We start from the raw sequence: 19,074 nt of genomic DNA on the forward strand, positions 1-19,074 counted from the left end.
CCGCGGATCCGCGGAATAAGAATTCGCTGCGGATTGTGAACGGTCACATTGGTATTTCGAGCCAGACTACTCTTGCGAATGTGGCGTGCGCCACACTCATAGATTACTTTTTGATAACGGCCGGCGGCGGCGGTGCGGTGGACGCCCGGCGGATAAGGCGCGGCGCCACATCTCCGGCCGTGGGCGGTGCCTCACCGCGCAGCTCCGCCAGAAGCACGGCGATGCACCGGCGTCCCAGTTCCGGAAAGTCCTGCCGCACCGTGGTCAACGGCGGCAGGAAGTGTCCAGCCTCAGGAACGTCGTCGAAGCCCACCACACTGAAATCCGCAGGGACGCGCAGCCCGGCTTCGGCATAGGCATGGACCAGGCCAAGGGCTATGTGGTCATTCCCGCATACTGCCGCACTGAACCTCTCCTGCGCGCGCAGGGCCACGCCCACCCGGTAGCCGGACTCCGCCGTCCACTCCCCCGCCGGCACAACAGCGGGGGGCAGGTCCCAGGCGGCCATTTCCTCCAGGTAGCCCTGGCGGCGCGCCTGGGTCTCCACCCATTCCTGCGGTCCGGGCACATGCACCACGTCACGGTGCCCCAGTTCCAGCAGGCAGCGGGTAGCCAACCGGGCGCCGGCCAGCTGGTCCACGGACATGCGGTGGTCCTCGCTGTGCAGGGAGTGCACGGTGACAAAGGGAATCCGGATGGAGAGCTGCTCAATGACCTCCAAGGTCCGGGACTGCGGGGCCAGCAGGACCAGGCCTTCGACGGCGTGGCTCATCAGGCGGTCCAGTGCCGCTTCGATGGAGGCCCGGTCCGCGGTGTCGATGTGCGCGGCATCCACTACGTAACCGGCTTCGTTGGCCGCCGTCTGCACGGCCTGCAGGCTGGCCGTAGGTCCGTATTCGGCACCCGAGGCCACCAGCGCGCCAATAATCCGGGATTCCTTGGTGACCAGCGCACGGGCCGCCCGGTTGGGTCGGAACTGCAGCTCCTCCATGGCGTCCAACACCCGGCGGCGGGTTGATTCGCGCAGGTTCGCGTGGCCGTTGATCACGCGGGAGACCGTCTGGTGGGAGACCCCCGCCGCTGCCGCCACATCCCTGATATTCGCGGCACGCCGCGGCCGATCGGAGCCAGCACCATCCACAGAGACCATAGTCGTAAACGGTACTGCACCAGCACCGCCCCGGCACCCGCCGCCGTCGCTGTCCGGTGTCCCGGCCTGCGGGGCCAGCAGTGCCGTGCCCGGGCTTCTGGACAGTGCCAACAGACCGGTCTAACGTAGGACCTCGTGCTCACATTCTTCAATGCGCTCAAACGCATTCTGGTCGGGCGTCCTTACGGTAATGAACGCCTTGCGCACACCCTGCTTCCCAAGCGGATCGCGCTTCCGGTTTTTGCCTCTGACGCATTGTCCTCGGCTGCCTACGCGCCGGATGAAATCCTGCTGACCCTGGCGCTGGCCGGGGTCGCTGCCGTCACCGTATCCCCGTGGGTGGGTTTGGCCGTTATCGTGGTGCTGCTCACCGTGGTGGCCTCCTACCGGCAGAACGTGCACGCCTACCCCTCCGGCGGCGGTGACTACGAGATTGCAAGCACCAACCTCGGCAAGCCCGCCGGGCTGACCGTCGCCTCGGCACTGTTGGTGGACTATGTGCTGACGGTGGCTGTGTCCATGTCCTCGGCGGCGTCCTATCTGGTGACTGCCGTTCCGGCGCTGCACGGCACCCAGGCCACCATTGCCGTGATCGGCGTGGCGGTGCTGGTCCTGGTGAACCTGCGGGGTATCCGTGAGGCGGGCGCAGTGTTCGCCGTGCCCACCTACATTTTTATGGCTTCGGTGGTGGGCATGTGCCTCACCGGCCTGATCCAGTTCCTTTCCGGCAACCTGCGGGAAGCTCCGTCCGCCTCCTTCGGGCTGGTGCCCGAGGCCGGCCTGGACGGCGGCCTGGTGGGTCTGGCCGGGGCGTTCCTGCTCCTGCGGGCGTTCTCCTCCGGGGCTGCCGCGCTGACCGGCGTCGAGGCCATCAGCAACGGGGTGCCCACCTTCCGCAAGCCCAAAAGCACCAATGCCGCCACCACGCTGCTGCTCCTGGGCGTGATTGCCACGGCCATGATTGGCGGTATCCTCGCCATGGCCAACCTGACCAAGGTGCATGTGGCCCAGGACCCTGCCACCCAGCTGACCGTCAACGGCGCACCGGTGGGTGAGGACTATGTACAGCATCCGGTGATCAGCCAGCTGGCCGAAACCATTTTCGGCGGCGGCAGCCTGCCGTTCTACGTAGTGGTGGCCTCCACCGGCCTGATCCTGGTCTTCGCCTCCAACACCGCGTTCAACGGTTTCCCGGTCCTGGGTTCGATTCTGGCCAAGGACGGGTACCTGCCGCGCCAGATGCGCACCCGCGGTGACCGGCTGGCCTTCAGCAACGGGATTATCTCCCTGGGCCTGGGCGCGCTGGTGTTGATCGTGGCCTTCGACGCCGACGTCACGCGGTTGATCCAGCTCTACATCGTTGGGGTCTTTGTATCCTTCACCGCCAGCCAGCTGGGCATGATCCGGCACTGGACGGCCAAGCTGCGCACCGAACGGGACAAAGACGCACGACGCCGGATGCAGCGGTCGCGGGTGATCAACGCGGGCGGCTTCGGCATGACTGCCCTGGTGCTGCTCATTGTCATTATCACCAAGTTCACACACGGCGCCTGGATTGCCCTGCTTGCCATGGCCGTGCTCTACGTGATCATGTACAGCATCCGGGTGCACTATGACACAGTCGCACGCGAGCTGGCGCTGAAGGAGGACGAACACGGGCTGGCCCTGCCTTCCCGGGTCAACGCGGTGATCCTGATCTCGCAGGTCCACAAGCCCGCACTGCGGGCCATCGCCTACGCCCGGGCCTCCCGCCCGTCGAGCCTGAACGCCATCATTGTGGACATTGATCCGGAAGAGACCCGGCGTACCCTGGCCGAATGGGAGCGCCTGCAGATCCCCGTCCCGCTGACGGTCCTGTCCTCTCCCTACCGCGAGACCATCTCGCCCGTCCTGGCGTATCTGCGCGAAGCCCGCCGCAACGCCCCGCGGGAACTGTTCGTGGTGTACATCCCCGAATACGTGGTGGGCCGCTGGTGGGAGCAGCTGGTGCACAACCAGACGGCACTGCGGATCAAGGCGCGGCTGCACTTCGAACCGGCCATCATGGTTGCCAGCGTGCCGTGGCAGCTCGCCTCCAGCCACGATGCGCACGGGGAACCCGCCGGCGGACCGGGCGCACACAGCCGGGGCTGAGCTACAGCAGCAGGCGCCGGCCCTTCCAGCGGCGCCGGAGCCAGCGGTCGTGGCTGGCCAGCACCACCGTTCCGGGATACCGCAGCAACGCTTCCTCAAGCTCTTCCGCCAGCGCCAGGGACAGGTGGTTGGTGGGTTCGTCGAGCAGGAGCAGCTCCGGCGGCTCCGCCATCAGCCCGGCCAGGGCCACCCGGCGGCGCTGCCCCGGCGACAGTGCGCGCAGGGGCCGGGCCGCGGCCTCCGGGTCCAGCAGGCCCAGCTGCTCCAGCGCAGGCGCGGTATCCGGCGCGGCGAGCATCTTTCGGTACGCGTCCCGCGCGGGCAGGTCCAGGTCCGGCCACTCCTCCTCCTGCGCGAGCAGGCCGATCCGCAGTCCGGGACGGCGCTCCAGGCGCCCCTCCCCCGCCGGCAGTAATCCGGCCAGCAAAGCCAGCAGGGTGGATTTGCCGCGCCCGTTGACTCCTTCCACGAGCAGGCGCTCTCCCTCCGCGAGCACCAGGTCCACCGGCGGCAGGCGCCTCGGCACTCCGGCGCCGCTGAGCCGGAGCAAGTCACCCTCCGCCCGGGGCGCGCGCAGCTCCGTGCCGGCAGGGGGGCCGGCGAAATGCAACGGTACCGGCGGCGGGCTCACGGCGCGGCGCTCCAGTTCCTCCAACGCCCGGCGCGCGGCGCGGACCCTGCCGCCCACCGTCTTCGCGGCCCGGTCACTGTAGAACTTCTTCGCTCCGTGGGCCTCGGTACGGGGAACGGTGGTATGAAATACGGCGGCCGAGTCGACACCAGCCGCCTGGGAAAGACGGCGGCGTTCCTTTTCCTGCGCCTGCCAGTCTTCCGCCCACCGGCGCCGTTCGGCAGCCCGGTCCGCCAGGTAGGCAGAGTAACCGCCTCCGTAGCGCCGCCCCTGCACGGCGGGCCCGCCCCGGCCTTCCGGGTCCGGGGAAGGGTCCAGGTCAACGAGGTCAGTTGCAACAGCGTCCAGGAACCACCGGTCGTGGCTGGCCATCAGTACCGGGCCTTCCCAGGCGGGGAGTTCGGCGACCAGGAAGGCCACGGCGTCGTCGTCGAGGTGGTTGGTGGGCTCGTCGAGCAGCAGCGCAACGGGACGTTCCAGCAACAGGGCCGCCAGTGAGAGGCGGCGGCGCTGGCCGCCGGACAGTGCCGCCACGGGGTGGGACCCGGCCAGCGAGCCCAGGCCCAAACCGTTCAGCACGGCACTGATCCGGGCGTCCAGGGACCACAGTCCGACCCTCTCGGCCTCGCGCAGGACCAGGTCGTAGGCATGTTCGGTCCGCGGATCGCCGCTGCCGTGCGCGAGTTCTTCGGCGAGCGTTGCGAGGGCCGGCTCCAGCAGGCGGACCGGCCGGACGGCGGCCTCCACCGCATCGCTGATGCTGGCGCCGGCAACCTGGTTCTGTTCCTGCGGCAGCATCCCGGTGGAAGCCGGCCGCAGGACCGTACCGGTGTGCGGGTCCAGCTGACCGGCGGCTATGCGCAGCAGGGTTGATTTGCCGGCCCCGTTGGCACCTATGAGACCGGTGCGGCCGCCGGCGCTGACACTGAACGATATGTCACGGAACAACGGGCGGCCGGGATAGCCGATCCCGACGGAATCCAGTTTGAGGTGCAGGGATGATCCGGCGGAAGCCGTGCCGGGAAACGGAGGGTGAAAAGCAGCCAAGGATACAGTCCTGACGGTCCGTAGGTCTGCCCGCCGGGCATTGACGCCGCCGGCCCCGCAGAGGGAGTCGGCGGCAGCCGCGGACGCGGGCGCGGAGCGCTAGGACAGGAACATGCCCCCGATGCTAGCCGGAATCCCCGGGGCGGGCAGCGCCGCGTCCGGCCAGGATCGAGTTGTACGCGTACTCGGTGAGCCGGCCGTCCTGCACCGCCTGCTGTACGGCTGCGAAGGAACGGGGACCGTCATCGGCGCTGTAGGGGAAGTGGATCAGCTCGGCGATCAGCTCCCACTCCTCGGTAATGGAGTCAATGAGGTCCGCCGGGGTTTCGTCGGCGGACCCGGGCAGGGCCGTCCAGGCGCCGTCGGGAACCCGGTAGGCCTCCAGGCGGTCGAGGTCCGCTTCCAGCTCCGCCAGGGAACCGTATTCGGCCTGTGCCTCCGGCGGGACCGAGCCGTCCGGTGTGGCCAGCTGCCCCACGAATGTTGTATCGGAGGAGGGATAGACGGACGTGGGCACCGGCTCGCCTTCTTCGAGGTAGGCGGGCAGCTGCGAGGGCATCCAGTACCACGCATCACCCTGGTCCGCGCCGCCGGGCTGGTTCCGCTCGCTGATCCAGCCGCGCGAGGTCAGCAGCTCCTCGGCGTCGTCGCTGAAGTAAGCGGTCTCCCCGCTCAGCATGGCGTTGATCTCATGCTCGGCCCGGCGGGCCTGCTTTTTCTTGTTGACGGCCTTCTTGCGGGGCTTGGACTTGGGCACGGCGGATCTCCTGCTGTGGTGGGTGGAACGAAGCGGTGGGGGGACGAGGCGGGGCGCTGGGACCGGCGGCAGCTAGAAGCCGCTGCCGCCTTCGACCGCCATGTTGGAGAAGCGCGAGTAATGGCCTTGGAAGCCCACCACAATGGTTTTGGTGGGACCGTTACGGTGCTTGGCCACGATCACGTCTGCCTCACCGGCACGCGGCGATTCCTTGTCGTAGATGTCCTCGCGGTGCAGCAGGATGACCATGTCGGCATCCTGCTCAATGGAGCCGGATTCACGCAGGTCGGAGACCATGGGCTTCTTGTCCGTTCGCTGCTCGGAACCACGGTTCAGCTGGGACAGGGCGATCACCGGAACTTCGAGTTCCTTGGCGAGCAGCTTCAGGGCACGGGAGAACTCGGAGACTTCCTGCTGGCGGGATTCCACGCGCTTGCCGGAGGACATCAGCTGCAGGTAGTCCAGCACCACGAGCTTGAGGTCGTGGCGCTGCTTCAGGCGGCGGCACTTGGCGCGGATTTCCATCAGGGACATGTTGGGGCTGTCATCGATGAACAGCGGAGCGTCGTTCATCCGGCCCATGGTGGTGGCGATCTTGCCCCACTGTTCGTCCTTGATGGTGCCCTTGCGCAGGTCCTGCAGGCCGATGGTCGCCTCCGCTGAGAGCAGGCGCATGGCAATCTCGTTTCGGCCCATTTCCAGGCTGAAGAAGACTGTGGTCATGTTGTGCTTGATGGCTGCCGAGCGGGCGAAGTCCAGTGCGAAGGTGGACTTGCCGACCGCGGGGCGGGCGGCAATGACGATCATCTGCCCGGGGTGCAGTCCCTGGGTGAGTTCGTCGAGTTCGTAGAAGCCGGTGGGCACACCGGTCATGCCCTCGCCCCGGTGCCCGGCGGACTCGATCTCGTCCACGGTGCCTTCGATGATGTCCTTCAGCGGGACGTAGTCTTCCGCTGTGCGGCGTTCAGCGACGGCGTAGATCTCGGCCTGGGCAGCGTTGACGATGTCATCCACTTCCATGCCGTCATTGGAGTAGCCGAGCTGGACAATCTTGGTGCCGGCGCCGACCAGGCGGCGCAGGACGGCCCGTTCCCGGACGATTTCAGCGTAGAAACCGGCGTTGGCGGCGGTGGGCACCGACTGGATGAGGGTGTGCAGATAGGCGGGTCCGCCGATGCGGGTGATTTCGCCGCGTTTGGTCAGCTCATCGGAAACGGTGACGGCGTCAGCCGGTTCGCCGCGGCCGTACAGGTCAATGATGGCTTCGTAGATGGACTCGTGCGCGGGACGGTAGAAGTCAATGCCGCGGAGCACCTCGACGCAGTCGGCAATGGCGTCCTTGGACAGCATCATGCCGCCCAGCACCGACTGCTCGGCGACCAGGTCCTGAGGAGGTGTCCTCGCGAAGTCCGGACTTGATGATGATGCCTTGGAGTCCGTATGCGTGAGCGACACTGTGACCCTTTCCAGGATAAAAGAATGGTGCAATCCCTGCCCTGCAGGGCACCGGACCATTAGTATCAGCCGGCTCCGACCATCCGGCAGGAAACCGGCGGCGGTGCTGACTGATCCGGACCGGCGGGCATGCGTGGCGATGAAGGGATTCACCGCAACCGTATGCCTCTGCGGCCCTCCCGACAAACGGGTTATCCACAGGTGTTGTGGATAGGTTGTGCATAACACGGCGTGTCTTGTGCACAGGCTGGGTATAAGCATGTGGATAAATATTCAGTTTTTCCACAAATACCGCTCTGACTAGGGCAAACGCTTGTCCACACCTGTGCAAACCAACTATTTTCCGCCGCGCCCGGGTGTCGGGTCCGTGTTGACAGCGCCGCTAAACGGGCATATTGAGCAGGATTTTCCCCAACCCGTGGTGACGATATCCACAAGAACCAAGCCTGCTGTGGAAATAGGGACAATCAACCCGTGAACGCAGAACACCCCCCGGCTAGGAAGCCGGAGGGTGTCCTGTGCAACTGCGTTGGACGCTAGCTGGCAACGACCTCAAGGTCGATGACGGCAGCAACGTCGTCGTGCAGGCGGACGTTGGCCTGGAAGGAACCAACCGACTTGATGTGCGTCGGCAGTTCAACCTTGCGCTTGTCGATGGCGCCGAGACCGGCGGCCTCAACAGCAGCAGCAACATCTGCGGGCTTGACGGTGCCGAAGAGGCGTCCGGATTCCCCGGCCTTGACGGTCAGCTTGACCGGCTTGGCGGAGAGAGCGGCAGCCTGCTTCTGAGCATCTTCCAGGGAAGCGTGCTCACGGGCAGCGCGGGCAGCCTTGATGGACTCAACCTGCTTCTCGCCACCCTTGGTCCAGGTCAGAGCGAAGCCGCGGGGCAGGAGGTAGTTACGTGCGTAACCGTCCTTAACCTCGATGACGTCGCCGGCAGCGCCGAGACCGGTTACTTCGTGGGTCAGAATGAGCTTTGCCATTAGTGTGGTTCCTTTCCTTAGCCGCGGCCAGCGCCGGAGTACGGCAGGAGAGCAACTTCGCGGGCATTCTTGATTGCCTGGGCGATCTTGCGCTGTTCCTGCACGGTTACGCCAGTTACGCGACGGGCGCGGATCTTTCCGCGGTCGGAAATGAACTTGCGCAGCAATGCTACGTCCTTGTAGTCGATGACAGTGATGTCAGCGGCCTTCAAGGGATTGGACTTTGGTTTGGGCTTGCGAAGTTCAGCCTTAGCCATCGTGGAGCTCCTTATGTCTAGTGGAGCCCGTGGATACATATTCCACGGGATGGGCTCGACGGCGGTTGCCGTCTGAGGATGGCGCCCAAGGGCGCCGGTTGAAGGGCTGCTTGCGCCGGAAGGTGTAAGCAGCTCTTCGGGTGAAGGGGTTAGAAGGGCGGATCGTTGGAATCCGGGCCGTTGCCCCATCCGCCGGAGTTGCCGCCCGAAGGGGCGCCCCAGGGATCGTCGGCCGGCGCGGACTGCGGCTGCTGCTGGCCGCCACCCCAACCGGAGTTGGAGTTGCCGCCGAAGCCACCGCCGCCACCGCCGCTGTTGCCGCCGAAGCCGCCGCCGCCACCGCCGGAGCGCTGGGTGCGGGTAACCTTGGCAGAGGCATAGCGGAGCGAGGGGCCGATTTCGTCGACCTCAAGCTCCATAACGGTGCGCTTTTCGCCCTCTTTGGTTTCGTACGAACGCGACTTCAGGCGGCCCTGGCAAACTACGCGGGTTCCCTTGGTGAGGGACTCGGCGACGTTTTCAGCTGCTTCACGCCAGACAGACGCACGGAGGAACAGCGTTTCGCCGTCCTTCCACTCGTTGGACTGACGGTCGAAGGTCCGCGGGGTCGAAGCAATGGTGAAGTTCGCCACTGCCGAACCGGACGGAGTGAACCGCAGTTCCGGGTCGTTGGTTAGGTTACCGACGACGGTGATTGTTGTCTCGCCTGCCATGAAAGCCTCCTGATATCAGTACGGGTTGTCCGAAATTACTCTGCGGAAACCTTTGCAGCGTCCTTAGCGGCCTTCTTGGCATCCTTCTTCGAGATCTTCTGCTCTTCCGGGCGGATGATCTTGGTGCGCATGATGGTCTCGTTCAGGTTCAGCTGGCGGTCAAGCTCAGCTGCTGCTGCGGGCGTACCGGTGAAGTTAACCACCGCGTAGATGCCCTCAGACTTCTTCTGGATTTCATAGGCCAGGCGACGACGGCCCCAGATGTCAACCTTATCGATGGTTCCACCATCGTTGCGGATTACATTGAGGAACTTGTCGAGCGAAGGCTCGACGGTACGCTCTTCGACCTCGGGGTCGATGATTACCATCAGTTCATAAGCACGCATTTGTGAACCCACCTCCTTTGGGCTGTACGGTCACGGTATTTCCGTAACAGGAGGTTCTTTTGCGTTGTCTCCCCTGAGCACGCGGCTGATCCGCGGCAAGGGGAATCTGCCGGCCAAAGCCGACAGCACAGACTTTCCTATCCTATCCGATTTCCGCAGGCCGGAAGAACACGGCCCGTCGGCACGCCGCGTCCTGCGCGGTCACGGTGCTCCGGCGCTGAAGAACAATTCCGCTACGGCGGCCAGGCGCAAGGGGTCCTCCACGCCGGCCATTTCCCTTGCCGAGTGCATGGACAGCACCGGGATGCCGACGTCGACCGTCCGGATTCCCAGCCGGGTGGCGGTCAGCGGGCCGATGGTGGATCCGCAGGGCACGGAGTTGTGGGACACGAACTCCTGGAAGGGCACACCCGCGCCGGCGCACAGGCGGGCCCACTTGGCCGTGCCGGGCGCATCGGTGGTGTACCGCTGGTTGGCATTGATCTTCAGGAGCGGCCCGCCGTTAAGCACCGGATGGTTCGCCGGATCGTGGCGCTCGGCGTAGTTGGGATGCACGGCATGGCCCACATCGGCGGAGATGCAGAAGGATGCGGCCAGACCGCGTGCCCGGTCCGCGGCAGTGGCACCCAGCCCGTCACTGATCCTCAGGAGCACATCCTCCAGGAACGGACCTGCTGCGCCGGAACGGCTGCCGCTGCCCACTTCTTCATGATCAAAGGCTGCCAGCACTGCAATGGGGGCGGCAGGCGCAACATCGGCAGCGATCAGGGCTGCCACACCGGCGTGGACCGAGGTGAGGTTGTCCAGCCGGCCGGAGGCGAAGAACTCCCCACCGGCACCGAAGACCTGTGCCGGCTGGGTATCCGCCGCCACAATGTCGTAGCCGCCAATCTCTTCGGCGGCCAGCCCCGCCTTGGCTGCGAGCAGCTCAACCAGGTCCGCAGTGGACGGGTCACCCAGTCCCCACACCGGGTTCATGTGCTGCTGCTTGTCCAGTTTCAGGCCTTCGTTCACCGCGCGGTCCAGGTGGATGGCCAGCTGCGGGAAGCGCAGCAGGGGACCGGTCTCCACCAGGTGCTCCACGCCGTCCAGGGTGACCATGCGGCCGGCGAGCTGCAGTTCGCGGTCCAACCAGGAGTTCAGCAGCGGACCACCGTAAACCTCGACGCCGGCCTGCAGCCAGCCGAGGCGTCCGGTGGTGGGACGGGGCTTGAGCTTGAAGGTGGGCGAGTCGGTGTGGGTGCCCAGGATGGAGAACCCGGTTGCCGCCCCGGCGGCATCCGGAGTGATCCATGCGATGAACGCCCCGTCACGGACGACGTAGTACTTTCCCGGTGAGTGCGGGAAATCCCCGGTCTCTTCTACTTCGGTAAAGCCGGCTGCTGCCAGGCGGCGCGCACCTTCCCGGGCGGCGTGGAAGCTGGACGGGGAGGCGCTGACAAACGCGCCGAGATCATTTACGTGGGCCAATGCGTCAGACATGCTCCGATTCAACCAGAGCGAACAGCGGCGGCGTAACCGGCAGCCGCCCCGCACGTAACCAACCCCCGGAAGCACGCTTCCGGGGGTTGGGGAGGAGGTGTCCGGTGAAGGCGGGGCGGCCGTTCTTCCGCTGCCGCCTTCACCGAAGTTCTAGGGGCCTAGACGTCGCGCCTCTTGGTGACGACCAGGGATACAACAAGCAGGACCGCAGCCCAGGCGGCAAGGACCAGCCCGCCCTGGAGCTGGGTAAGGTCACCATCAGCGATTGGTCCGGCGGAGACCAGCTGCGCTCCGGCGTTGCTGGGCAGGATCCGTGCGGCATCGGGTATCCAGTCCGCGAGCCCTGACACAATCTGCACCACCAGCGGCAGGACGAAGATGATGCCGATGGCCGTCACCACTCCCCCGGCCGTGTTCCGCAGCAGGGTGCCGATGGCCATGGCGAACACCGCGATGAGGGCGAGGCAGGTGCCGGTGTTCAAGATGCTGGCGAGCACCCCTTCGTCACCCAGGGACAGGCTCAGGTCAGCAGTGCCCAGGATCGGCCGGGCAATCAGGTAGGAGATAAATGCGGCTCCGGCGCCCACCACAAAGGAGACCACGGCGATGATCAGGTTCTTGGCCAGCAGCGCCGGGGTGCGCTTAGGCACGGCGCTGAAGGTGGAGCGGATCATTCCGGTGCCCCATTCCGAGGCGATCAGCACTACGCCCAGCGAGGCGATCAGCAGCTGGCCGAAGAAGAGTCCGCTGGCCGGGATGTCGCGGACCAGGCTGTCCGCTGCCGGCGGTCCGGTCTGGGTATCCACGCCCGGGGCGGTCTGTTCGGCGGGAGCGGTTGCACCCTCCGGGACTGCCGGAGCGGTTGCGCCCTCGGGAACAGCGGGAGTGGTTCCGCTTCCTTCGCCCGGGACTGCGGGAGCGCTGGCCCCGGCGGCGGGAGCGGATTCACTGGCGAGCTGGGCGGTTCCCCAAGCTGCGAGGCTGGCCAGGCCGATCATCACCACCACGGTCACGGCCAGGAGGATTACGGTGGACGGTACGGTGGTGACCTTGATCCATTCGGACTTCAGCACCCGCAGGAAGTTCACGCCGGACCCGGCAGGGCCGCCGGGTGCAGTACCGGCCTGGTTTTTGTCGGTGGTTGCAGTGCTCACGGCTTTAATTTCCCTTCCCGGCAGAGGCTGCGGCTGGAACTTGTTCCTGCGGCAGGTCCTGGGACCGGTATTCAACGTCGTCACGGGTCAGTTCCATATAGGCGTCCTCGAGGGAAACCTGCTGCGGGGTCAACTCGGTGATCAGGATGCGGCGCGCCAGTGCAGCCTCCGCAATGCTGCGCGGTTCCGCGCCGGTGATTTCCAGCAGGCCGGCCTCCTTGCGTTCTCCCGTGATCTCCGGGTCGGCCGCCAAGGCCTGCAGCAGTTCATCCGGGCTGTCCGTACGCACCAGGATCCGGCTCCGGCCCTGGTTGGCGATGACGTCGGCAATGGGGGCATCAGCGATGATCCGGCCCCGTCCAATGACGATCAGGTGGTCTGCAGTCTGCGCCATTTCGCTCATCAGGTGTGATGAGAGGAAAACGGTGCGTCCTTCCGCGGCAAGGCCGCGGGCCAGATGCCGCACCCACAGCACACCCTCCGGGTCCAGCCCGTTCACCGGCTCATCCAGGATGACTGTGTGCGGATCCCCCAGCAGCGCAACGGCGATGCCCAGCCGCTGGCCCATGCCGAGGGAGAACCCTCCCACGCGCTTCTTCGCCACCGGCGCCAAACCGGTGAGTTCAATGACGTGGTCGACGCGCTTGGCGGAAATGCCGTGCGTTGCTGCCATGGCACGCAGGTGGTTGTAGGCGGTGCGCTTGGTGTGCACTGCCTTGGCATCGAGCAGGGCGCCGACTTCGCGCAGCGGCGCCTTGTGCTGGGCGTAAGGCTTGCCGTTGACCAGCACGGAGCCGGAAGTGGGGTTGTCCAGGCCCACGATCATGCGCATGGTGGTGGACTTGCCGGCCCCGTTCGGGCCCAGGAAGCCGGTGACCTTGCCTGGCTGGACAGTGAAGGAAACGTTTTCGACGGCGGTCTTGGTGCCGTACCGCTTCGAGAGGCCGGTTGCCTCGATCATGGATGGTCCTTAGGAGTTGACTGCGCCGGACTACTGCCTTGGCTTTCTTCAGCCTAGGCGAGCGCAGGGCGCAAAGGGACCGGCACTAAGGATGACCCGGGAAGATTCAGGGTCCCCCCTAGGGATGACTCAGGGGTCCGCTCAGGGACTGGTACTCCACCTCGCCACGGGTCAGCTCCATGTACGCGTCTTCCAGCGATACCTGCTGCGGGGTCAGCTCGGTGACCAGGATGCGGCGGGCCAGCGCTGCCTCGGCAATGCTGCGGACCGGAACATCGAAGACCTCAAGCTGGTCCTCGGCAGTGCGCCGGACCTCGGCACCCGGGACCGCCGCGGCCAGTGCATCCGCCAGCTCCCCGGCGTCGTCGGCACGTACCAGCGTGCGCTGCCGGCCCGCACCGGCGATGACTTCCTCCATGGGTGCGTCCGCCAGGATCCGGCCGCGGCCAATCACAATGAGATGGTCGGCGGTAACGGCCATCTCGCTCATTAGGTGGGAGGAAATGAACACCGTCCGCCCCTCCGCTGCCAGTTCCCGGGCCAGGTGCCGGACCCACTGCACGCCCTCGGGATCCAGGCCGTTGACCGGTTCGTCGAAGATCAGGGTTTGCGGATCGCCCAGCAGGGCCACGGCTATGCCCAGCCGCTGCCCCATGCCCAGGGAAAAGCTGCCTACCCGTTTCCGGGCCACCGGGCCCAGCCCGGTCAGGTCAATGACGGCGCGGATCCGCCGGGCCCCGATGCCGTGGGTGGCGGCCAGGGCCCGCAGATGGTTGTACGCGGTGCGGCGCGGATGGACCGCCCGGGCTTCCAGCAGCGCTCCCACCTCGTGCAGGGGCGCCCGGTGCCGGGCGTAGGGCAGGCCATTGACCGTCACCGTCCCTGCGCTGGGTTGGTCCAGGCCCAGGATCAGGCGCATGGTGGTGGATTTGCCGGCACCGTTGGGGCCGAGGAACCCGGTGACCTTGCCGGGCTGGACGGTGAAGGTAATGCCGTCAACGGCGGTTTTTCCGCCGAACCGCTTGGCCAGGTCCTGTGCCTCGATCATGGGATGTCCTTTGCGCTAGCGCGAACTGATGGACTGGAATTTCCTTACCGCCAGGGGCACAAACACCACCAGCAGGACCAGTGACCCGATCACCACCGTGGGGATGGCGTTCTGCATCGGCCAGGTGTCCGGAACGGGCGCGGTGCCTACATTGCCGAACAGCTCCCGCGCCGCCTGCACCAGGGCGGAGACCGGATTCCAGTCCGCGAAGATGCGCAGCGGTTCCGGGAGCGTGGAGCTCTGCACAAAGGCATTGGAGATGAACGTGATGGGGAACAGGATGATGAAGGACGCGTTGTTGATGGTCTCCGGAGTGCGGACACTCATGCCCAGCAGTGCCATGACCCAGCTGAAGGCGTAGGAGAACAGCAGTAGCAGCCCGACAGCAGCCAGGAACGAGGCGAAGTTGGTGTTGACCCGCCATCCCACCAGCAGCCCCGTGCCCATCATGATGATCATGGAGATGGCGTTCAGCGCGAGGTCCGAGTTGGTCCGTCCGATCAGCACTGCGGAGGGGCTCATGGGCAGGGTACGGAACCGGTCGATGATTCCTTCCTTCAGGTCCTGCGCCATGGCCGCGCCCGAGAAGGTGGAACCGAAGACCACCGTCTGGGCGAAGATGCCGGCCATCAGGTACTGCGTGTAGTCGGTGCCGGCAACATTGATGGATCCGCCGTAGACCTGGCTGAACAGCAGGACAAACATGATCGGCTGCAGCACGGCGAAAATGATCATGTCCGGTGAGCGCTTGATCTTGATCAGGTTGCGCTTGGTGACGGTCCATCCGTCGCCGGCCCAGCGCACGGGTGCGCTGGAGGCCGATCCGGTCCGGATGCCGGCTGCCGATACCGCGGCGTTCATCGGTGAGCCTCCTCTTTTTCCGTTTCGGCGTCTTCCTCCGCCGGGCGCCCCGTGAGCTGCAGGAAGACGTCATCCAGGGTGGGGCGGCGGATGCCGGCGTCGTGGAGTTCGACGCCGGCCGCATCCAGCTCACCGAGCACGCGCTGCAGGGCGGCTGGCCCGTCGATGACGGCGACTTCGAGGGTGCGGCCGTCCCCCGAGGCGTGGGGCTCACCGGAGCCGTGCCGGGCCAGGATGGCCGCCGCACTCTCGGCATCTGCCTGGTCCACCAGGGCCACGGCTACCCGGTGCCCGCCGATCTGCGCCTTCAGGTCATCGGAAGTGCCTTCGGCGATGACTTTCCCGTTGTCGATGACTGCCACCCGGTCCGCGAGCTGGTCCGCTTCCTCCAGGTACTGGGTGGTCAGCAGCAAGGTGGTGCCGCGCGCCACCAGGTCCTTGATCACCCCCCAAAGGGCGATGCGGGAGCGGGGGTCCAGTCCGGTGGTGGGCTCATCCAGGAACAGCACCCGCGGCTGGTTGACCAGGGCTCCGGCCAGGTCCAGGCGCCGGCGCATGCCGCCGGAATAGCCCTTCACGGGACGGTTCCGGGCTTCGGTCAGCTCGAACATGTCGATCAGTTCCGCTGCGCGTTCCTTCGCCTGCCGCGCGGGCAGGTGGTAGAGCCGGCCCACCATGTCCAGGTTCTCCAGGCCGGTGAGGTTTTCGTCCACCGCGGCGTACTGGCCGGACACGCCGATGGCGCGGCGGACCGCCTTGGGATCAGCGATCACGTCGAGGCCGTCAATGACGGCCGTGCCGGAGTCCGCCCGGATCAGCGTGGTCAGGACCTTGACCGCCGTGGTTTTCCCGGCTCCGTTGGGACCGAGCAGGGCGGTGACCGTTCCCTGCGGAACGGAAATGTCCAGTCCGTCCAGGGCGCGGACGGGACCGGACTTGGAGGAGTAGACCTTGGTCAGCCCTTCGGCATGGATCAGCGGTGCTGACTGCATGGGTGATGCTGGTTGCAGGAAAGGGGACATGCGTTCGAGGGTAGGACCGGGACCCCGTCCGGCGCCCGCCCAATGCGGACAGGACCGGTCCGCAGCTTTAAGCGGTTTCGGAAACGGCTTTCCGCTCGGCTGCGGCAGGAGCGAAAACGAGGGACAGCGCTATCGCAAGGCCCACCGTCAGCAGGGCATTGCGCACGCCCCAGTGTTCACCGAGGAAGCCAAGCACCGGCGGGCCCACGAAAAAGGCCATGTAGCCGATGGTGGACACCACGGATACGCGTCCCGCCGCGTGCAGCGGGTCCTCGCCGGCCGCGGACATTCCCATGGGGAAGCCCAGCGCGGCGCCTATTCCCCACAGGACCGCCCCGATCCCGGCCAGCACGATATTGGGCGCCAGCACAAAGAGCAACAGGCCGGCCAGGGCAGCGCTCATACATATCCGCAGCGCCGGGACACGGCCGATCCGGTCAATCAGCCGGGCACCGAACCAGCGGGTAAGGGTCATGGCTGCCACGAAGACGGCGAACATCAGCGCGCCCGTGGATTCACTGGTGCCCAGCCCGTCCACCGTTGCCTTGGCCACCCAGTCGTTGGCCGCTCCTTCGGTCAGGGCAGCACCCAGGACGACGACGCCGATCAGCAGCGTGCGCCCCTCGCGCCAGGCACCGAACCGGGATGCGGGTGCTCCGGCGTCGCCCCCGGCATGCGCCGGGTGGGGAAGGTGAAGGAAATCGCGCGGGACAATCAGCACCACAAGGACCACCACGGTGAGGATGGCCAGCAGGTGCAGGGACAGGGACACGCCCACAGCGGACAGTCCGGCACCGATCAGGGCCCCGGTGAAGGACCCGGCGCTGAACGCGGCGTGGAACTTGGGCATGACGTTCCGGCCCAGCCTGCGCTCGACGTCGGCGCCTTCCAGGTTCATCGCCACGTCCCAGCCGGCAATGCCCACGCCGAACACCAGTAGACCGGCAGCAGTCAGCGGAATGGAACCCAGATACAGGCCCGCGGCAATGGCCAGGGACGCCGCCGACGACGTCAGGCCGCCAACCCGCACAGTGCCGGCGGTGCCGATCCGCTGAGCCACCGAACCGGCCAGCGGCAGCGCGGCCACCGAGCCGATGGCCGAAAACAGCAGCAGCAGCCCCACGCCTGCGGCACCGACTCCCAGGTCCTGGGCAGCGGCGGGGATGCGGGCGGCCCAGCTGGCGAACACCAGGCCGTTCAACCCGAAGCACACGAACACGGCGATAAGCGCCTTTTGCAGGGCAGTATCAGAGGGGTTCATTTGAGTCACGCCAACATTGTCCCCTACCGAACCCGGTCCACCCGTTTTTCGTCCCAGACCGGCGTATCGGACTCGTAAACCCTGCCGTCGGAGCCGAACACGAGGAACCGGTCGAAGCTGCGGGCAAACCAGCGGTCGTGCGTGACCGCCAGCACGGTGCCCTCAAACGCGTCGATCGCCTTTTCCAGCGCCTCGGCCGAGTGCAGGTCCAGGTTGTCGGTGGGTTCATCCAGCAGGAGCAAGGTGGCGCCGGACAGTTCCAGGAGCAGGATCTGCAGCCGGGCCTGCTGGCCGCCGGACAGTGATTCGTACTTTTGTTCCGAGGACGCTGCCAAGCCGTAGCGGTCCAGGGCGCCGGCGGCCGCTTCCCGGCCCAGCCCGGAACGGTGTTCATCGCCGCGGTGCAGGATGTCCAGCAGGGTCTTCTCGGCCAGGTCCGGCCGCATCATGGTCTGGGCAAAGAAGCCGGGCCGGATCCGGGCGCCCAGCTTCACCTTGCCGCCGTGCGGCACCGGCGCAATCTCCACCTCGGAGACCGGCTCGTGTTCCTTTTCCGGATCAGTGCCGCCCAAAGCGAGCAGGCGCAGGAAGTGGGACTTCCCGGAGCCGTTGGAGCCGAGCACGCCCACCCGGTCCCCGAACCAGATTTCGGTGCTGAACGGCTTCATCAGCCCGGTCAGTTCCAGCTTCTGTGCCACCACGGCGCGTTTGGCGGTGCGCCCGCCGCGCAGCCGCATCTTGACGTTCTGCTCCACCGGCAGGGCTTCGGGCGGTCCCGCCTCGAGGAACTTCGCCAACCGGGTCTGGGCCGCCTGGTAGCGGTTGGCCATGTCGGAGCGGAACGCCGCCTTGTTCTTGTACATGTTGACGAGTTCCTTGAGCTTGAGGTGCTCCTCGTCCCAGCGCCGGCGCAGTTCCTCGAACCGGGCATTGCGGTCTTCGCGGGCCTTGACGTAGCTGCCGAACCCGCCGCCGTGGATCCAGGCGGAAGCACCGTTGATCCCGGGTTCCAGGGTGACGATCCGGGTGGCGGCGTTGTCCAGCAGTTCCCGGTCGTGGCTGACGAACAGCACAGACTTCCTGGACTGCGCGAGCTTGTCCTCCAGCCAGCGCTTGCCGGGCACGTCCAGGTAGTTATCCGGCTCGTCGAGCAGCAGCAGCTCGTCCGGCCCGGCGAAGAGCGCCTCCAGGACCAGGCGCTTCTGCTCACCTCCGGAGAGTGTGGCGGCCTTGCGGTACTGGGCCCGGTCAAAGGGCAGACCCAGTGCGGCCATGGTCACTTCGTCCCAGACGGTCTCCTGCTCATAGCCGCCGACGTCGCCCCAGTCCGTGATCGCGGTGGCGTACCGCATCTGGGTGGGCTCGTCGTCGTGCTCCATCATGGCCAGTTCGGCGGCGTCCACTTCCCGGGCTGCTGCTGCCAGCGCCGGCGGAGCGGCGGAAACCAGCAGATCCCGGACGGTGCTCTCATCCCTGACCTGGCCAACGAACTGGCGCATGATGCCCATGTTGCCCGAACGGGCCACGGTGCCCTCGTCCGGGACCAGGTCACCGGCAATGATCCGCAGCAGGGTGGTTTTACCGGTGCCGTTGGGTCCGATCAGCGCCGTCTTGTGCCCGTCACCGACCTTGAAGCTGACGCCGTTGAGCAGCTGCCGGCCGTCGGACAGGAAATAGTCAATATTGGATACGTCGAGGTGCGCCACGTATTCATCCTCCCATTCCGCGTCCCCCTCCTCCGCCGCCCTGCATGGGCATGCTCCGGAAACC

17 protein-coding genes are annotated in these 19,074 nt (G+C 66.3%); 1 reads left to right on the forward strand and 16 read right to left on the reverse strand.

What is annotated here, in order from left to right:
- Positions 1-103 precede the first annotated feature (103 nt).
- Complete coding sequence (locus QNO06_RS16735) at positions 104-1,261, reverse strand: LacI family DNA-binding transcriptional regulator (protein ID WP_331461471.1); 1,158 nt, start codon at positions 1,259-1,261, stop codon at positions 104-106.
- Positions 1,262-1,285: 24 nt separating this feature from the next.
- Here QNO06_RS16735 and QNO06_RS16740 point away from each other — a divergent pair, with 24 nt between their 5' ends.
- Positions 1,286-3,283, forward strand: a complete 1,998-nt coding sequence (locus QNO06_RS16740; RefSeq protein WP_227912264.1) for an APC family permease — start codon at positions 1,286-1,288, stop codon at positions 3,281-3,283.
- 1 nt (position 3,284) lies between these two features.
- Here the strand turns inward: QNO06_RS16740 and QNO06_RS16745 are convergent, their stop codons facing one another.
- The 15 genes from QNO06_RS16745 to QNO06_RS16815 all read right to left on the reverse strand — a co-directional run bounded on the left by QNO06_RS16745 (position 3,285) and on the right by QNO06_RS16815 (position 19,010).
- The gene (locus tag QNO06_RS16745) at positions 3,285-4,961 is read right to left on the reverse strand and encodes an ABC-F family ATP-binding cassette domain-containing protein (RefSeq protein WP_227912266.1); all 1,677 of its coding nucleotides are present in this window, start codon (positions 4,959-4,961) and stop codon (positions 3,285-3,287) included.
- A 124-nt stretch (positions 4,962-5,085) separates the two neighbouring features.
- Entirely contained in the window at positions 5,086-5,718 is a 633-nt protein-coding gene (locus QNO06_RS16750) for a cell division protein CrgA (RefSeq protein ID WP_227912267.1), read from the reverse strand.
- 72 nt (positions 5,719-5,790) lie between these two features.
- Positions 5,791-7,173: a replicative DNA helicase gene (dnaB, locus tag QNO06_RS16755; protein ID WP_227912268.1), complete on the reverse strand. Its 1,383-nt coding sequence runs from the start codon at positions 7,171-7,173 to the stop codon at positions 5,791-5,793.
- Positions 7,174-7,709: 536 nt separating this feature from the next.
- Positions 7,710-8,159: a 50S ribosomal protein L9 gene (gene rplI, locus QNO06_RS16760; protein WP_227912270.1), complete on the reverse strand. Its 450-nt coding sequence runs from the start codon at positions 8,157-8,159 to the stop codon at positions 7,710-7,712.
- Between the two features lie 17 nt (positions 8,160-8,176).
- Entirely contained in the window at positions 8,177-8,416 is a 240-nt protein-coding gene (gene rpsR / locus QNO06_RS16765) for a 30S ribosomal protein S18 (protein WP_003800144.1), read from the reverse strand.
- A gap of 149 nt (positions 8,417-8,565) precedes the next feature.
- A complete protein-coding gene (locus tag QNO06_RS16770; protein ID WP_227912272.1) occupies positions 8,566-9,129 on the reverse strand; it encodes a single-stranded DNA-binding protein in 564 nt (187 codons plus the stop codon).
- A 35-nt stretch (positions 9,130-9,164) separates the two neighbouring features.
- Positions 9,165-9,515 (reverse strand): 30S ribosomal protein S6, encoded by a 351-nt coding sequence (gene rpsF, locus QNO06_RS16775; protein ID WP_227912274.1) that lies wholly within the window; start codon positions 9,513-9,515, stop codon positions 9,165-9,167.
- Between the two features lie 201 nt (positions 9,516-9,716).
- The gene (locus QNO06_RS16780) at positions 9,717-10,997 is read right to left on the reverse strand and encodes a M18 family aminopeptidase (protein WP_227912275.1); all 1,281 of its coding nucleotides are present in this window, start codon (positions 10,995-10,997) and stop codon (positions 9,717-9,719) included.
- Between the two features lie 158 nt (positions 10,998-11,155).
- Positions 11,156-12,151 carry an ABC transporter permease gene (locus QNO06_RS16785; protein ID WP_227912277.1) on the reverse strand — a complete coding sequence of 332 codons (996 nt, stop codon included), beginning with the start codon at positions 12,149-12,151 and terminating at the stop codon, positions 11,156-11,158.
- Positions 12,152-12,155: 4 nt separating this feature from the next.
- On the reverse strand, positions 12,156-13,112 hold the full coding sequence (locus QNO06_RS16790) for an ABC transporter ATP-binding protein (protein WP_227912279.1): 957 nt from the start codon (positions 13,110-13,112) through the stop codon (positions 12,156-12,158).
- Positions 13,113-13,230: 118 nt separating this feature from the next.
- Positions 13,231-14,160, reverse strand: coding sequence for an ABC transporter ATP-binding protein (locus QNO06_RS16795; RefSeq protein ID WP_227912280.1), 930 nt, complete (start codon positions 14,158-14,160; stop codon positions 13,231-13,233).
- 15 nt (positions 14,161-14,175) lie between these two features.
- Positions 14,176-15,021 (reverse strand): ABC transporter permease, encoded by an 846-nt coding sequence (locus tag QNO06_RS16800; RefSeq protein WP_227912282.1) that lies wholly within the window; start codon positions 15,019-15,021, stop codon positions 14,176-14,178.
- The gene (locus tag QNO06_RS16805) at positions 15,018-16,043 is read right to left on the reverse strand and encodes an ATP-binding cassette domain-containing protein (protein WP_227912284.1); all 1,026 of its coding nucleotides are present in this window, start codon (positions 16,041-16,043) and stop codon (positions 15,018-15,020) included. The genes QNO06_RS16800 and QNO06_RS16805 overlap by 4 nt, the downstream gene beginning before the upstream one ends.
- A gap of 67 nt (positions 16,044-16,110) precedes the next feature.
- Positions 16,111-17,304, reverse strand: a complete 1,194-nt coding sequence (locus QNO06_RS16810; protein WP_227912421.1) for an MFS transporter — start codon at positions 17,302-17,304, stop codon at positions 16,111-16,113.
- Positions 17,305-17,327: 23 nt separating this feature from the next.
- Complete coding sequence (locus QNO06_RS16815) at positions 17,328-19,010, reverse strand: ABC-F family ATP-binding cassette domain-containing protein (RefSeq protein WP_227912287.1); 1,683 nt, start codon at positions 19,008-19,010, stop codon at positions 17,328-17,330.
- Between the last annotated feature and the right edge of the window lie 64 nt (positions 19,011-19,074).

The organism is Arthrobacter sp. zg-Y20 (genome assembly GCF_030142075.1).
Lineage (GTDB): Bacteria > Actinomycetota > Actinomycetes > Actinomycetales > Micrococcaceae > Arthrobacter_B.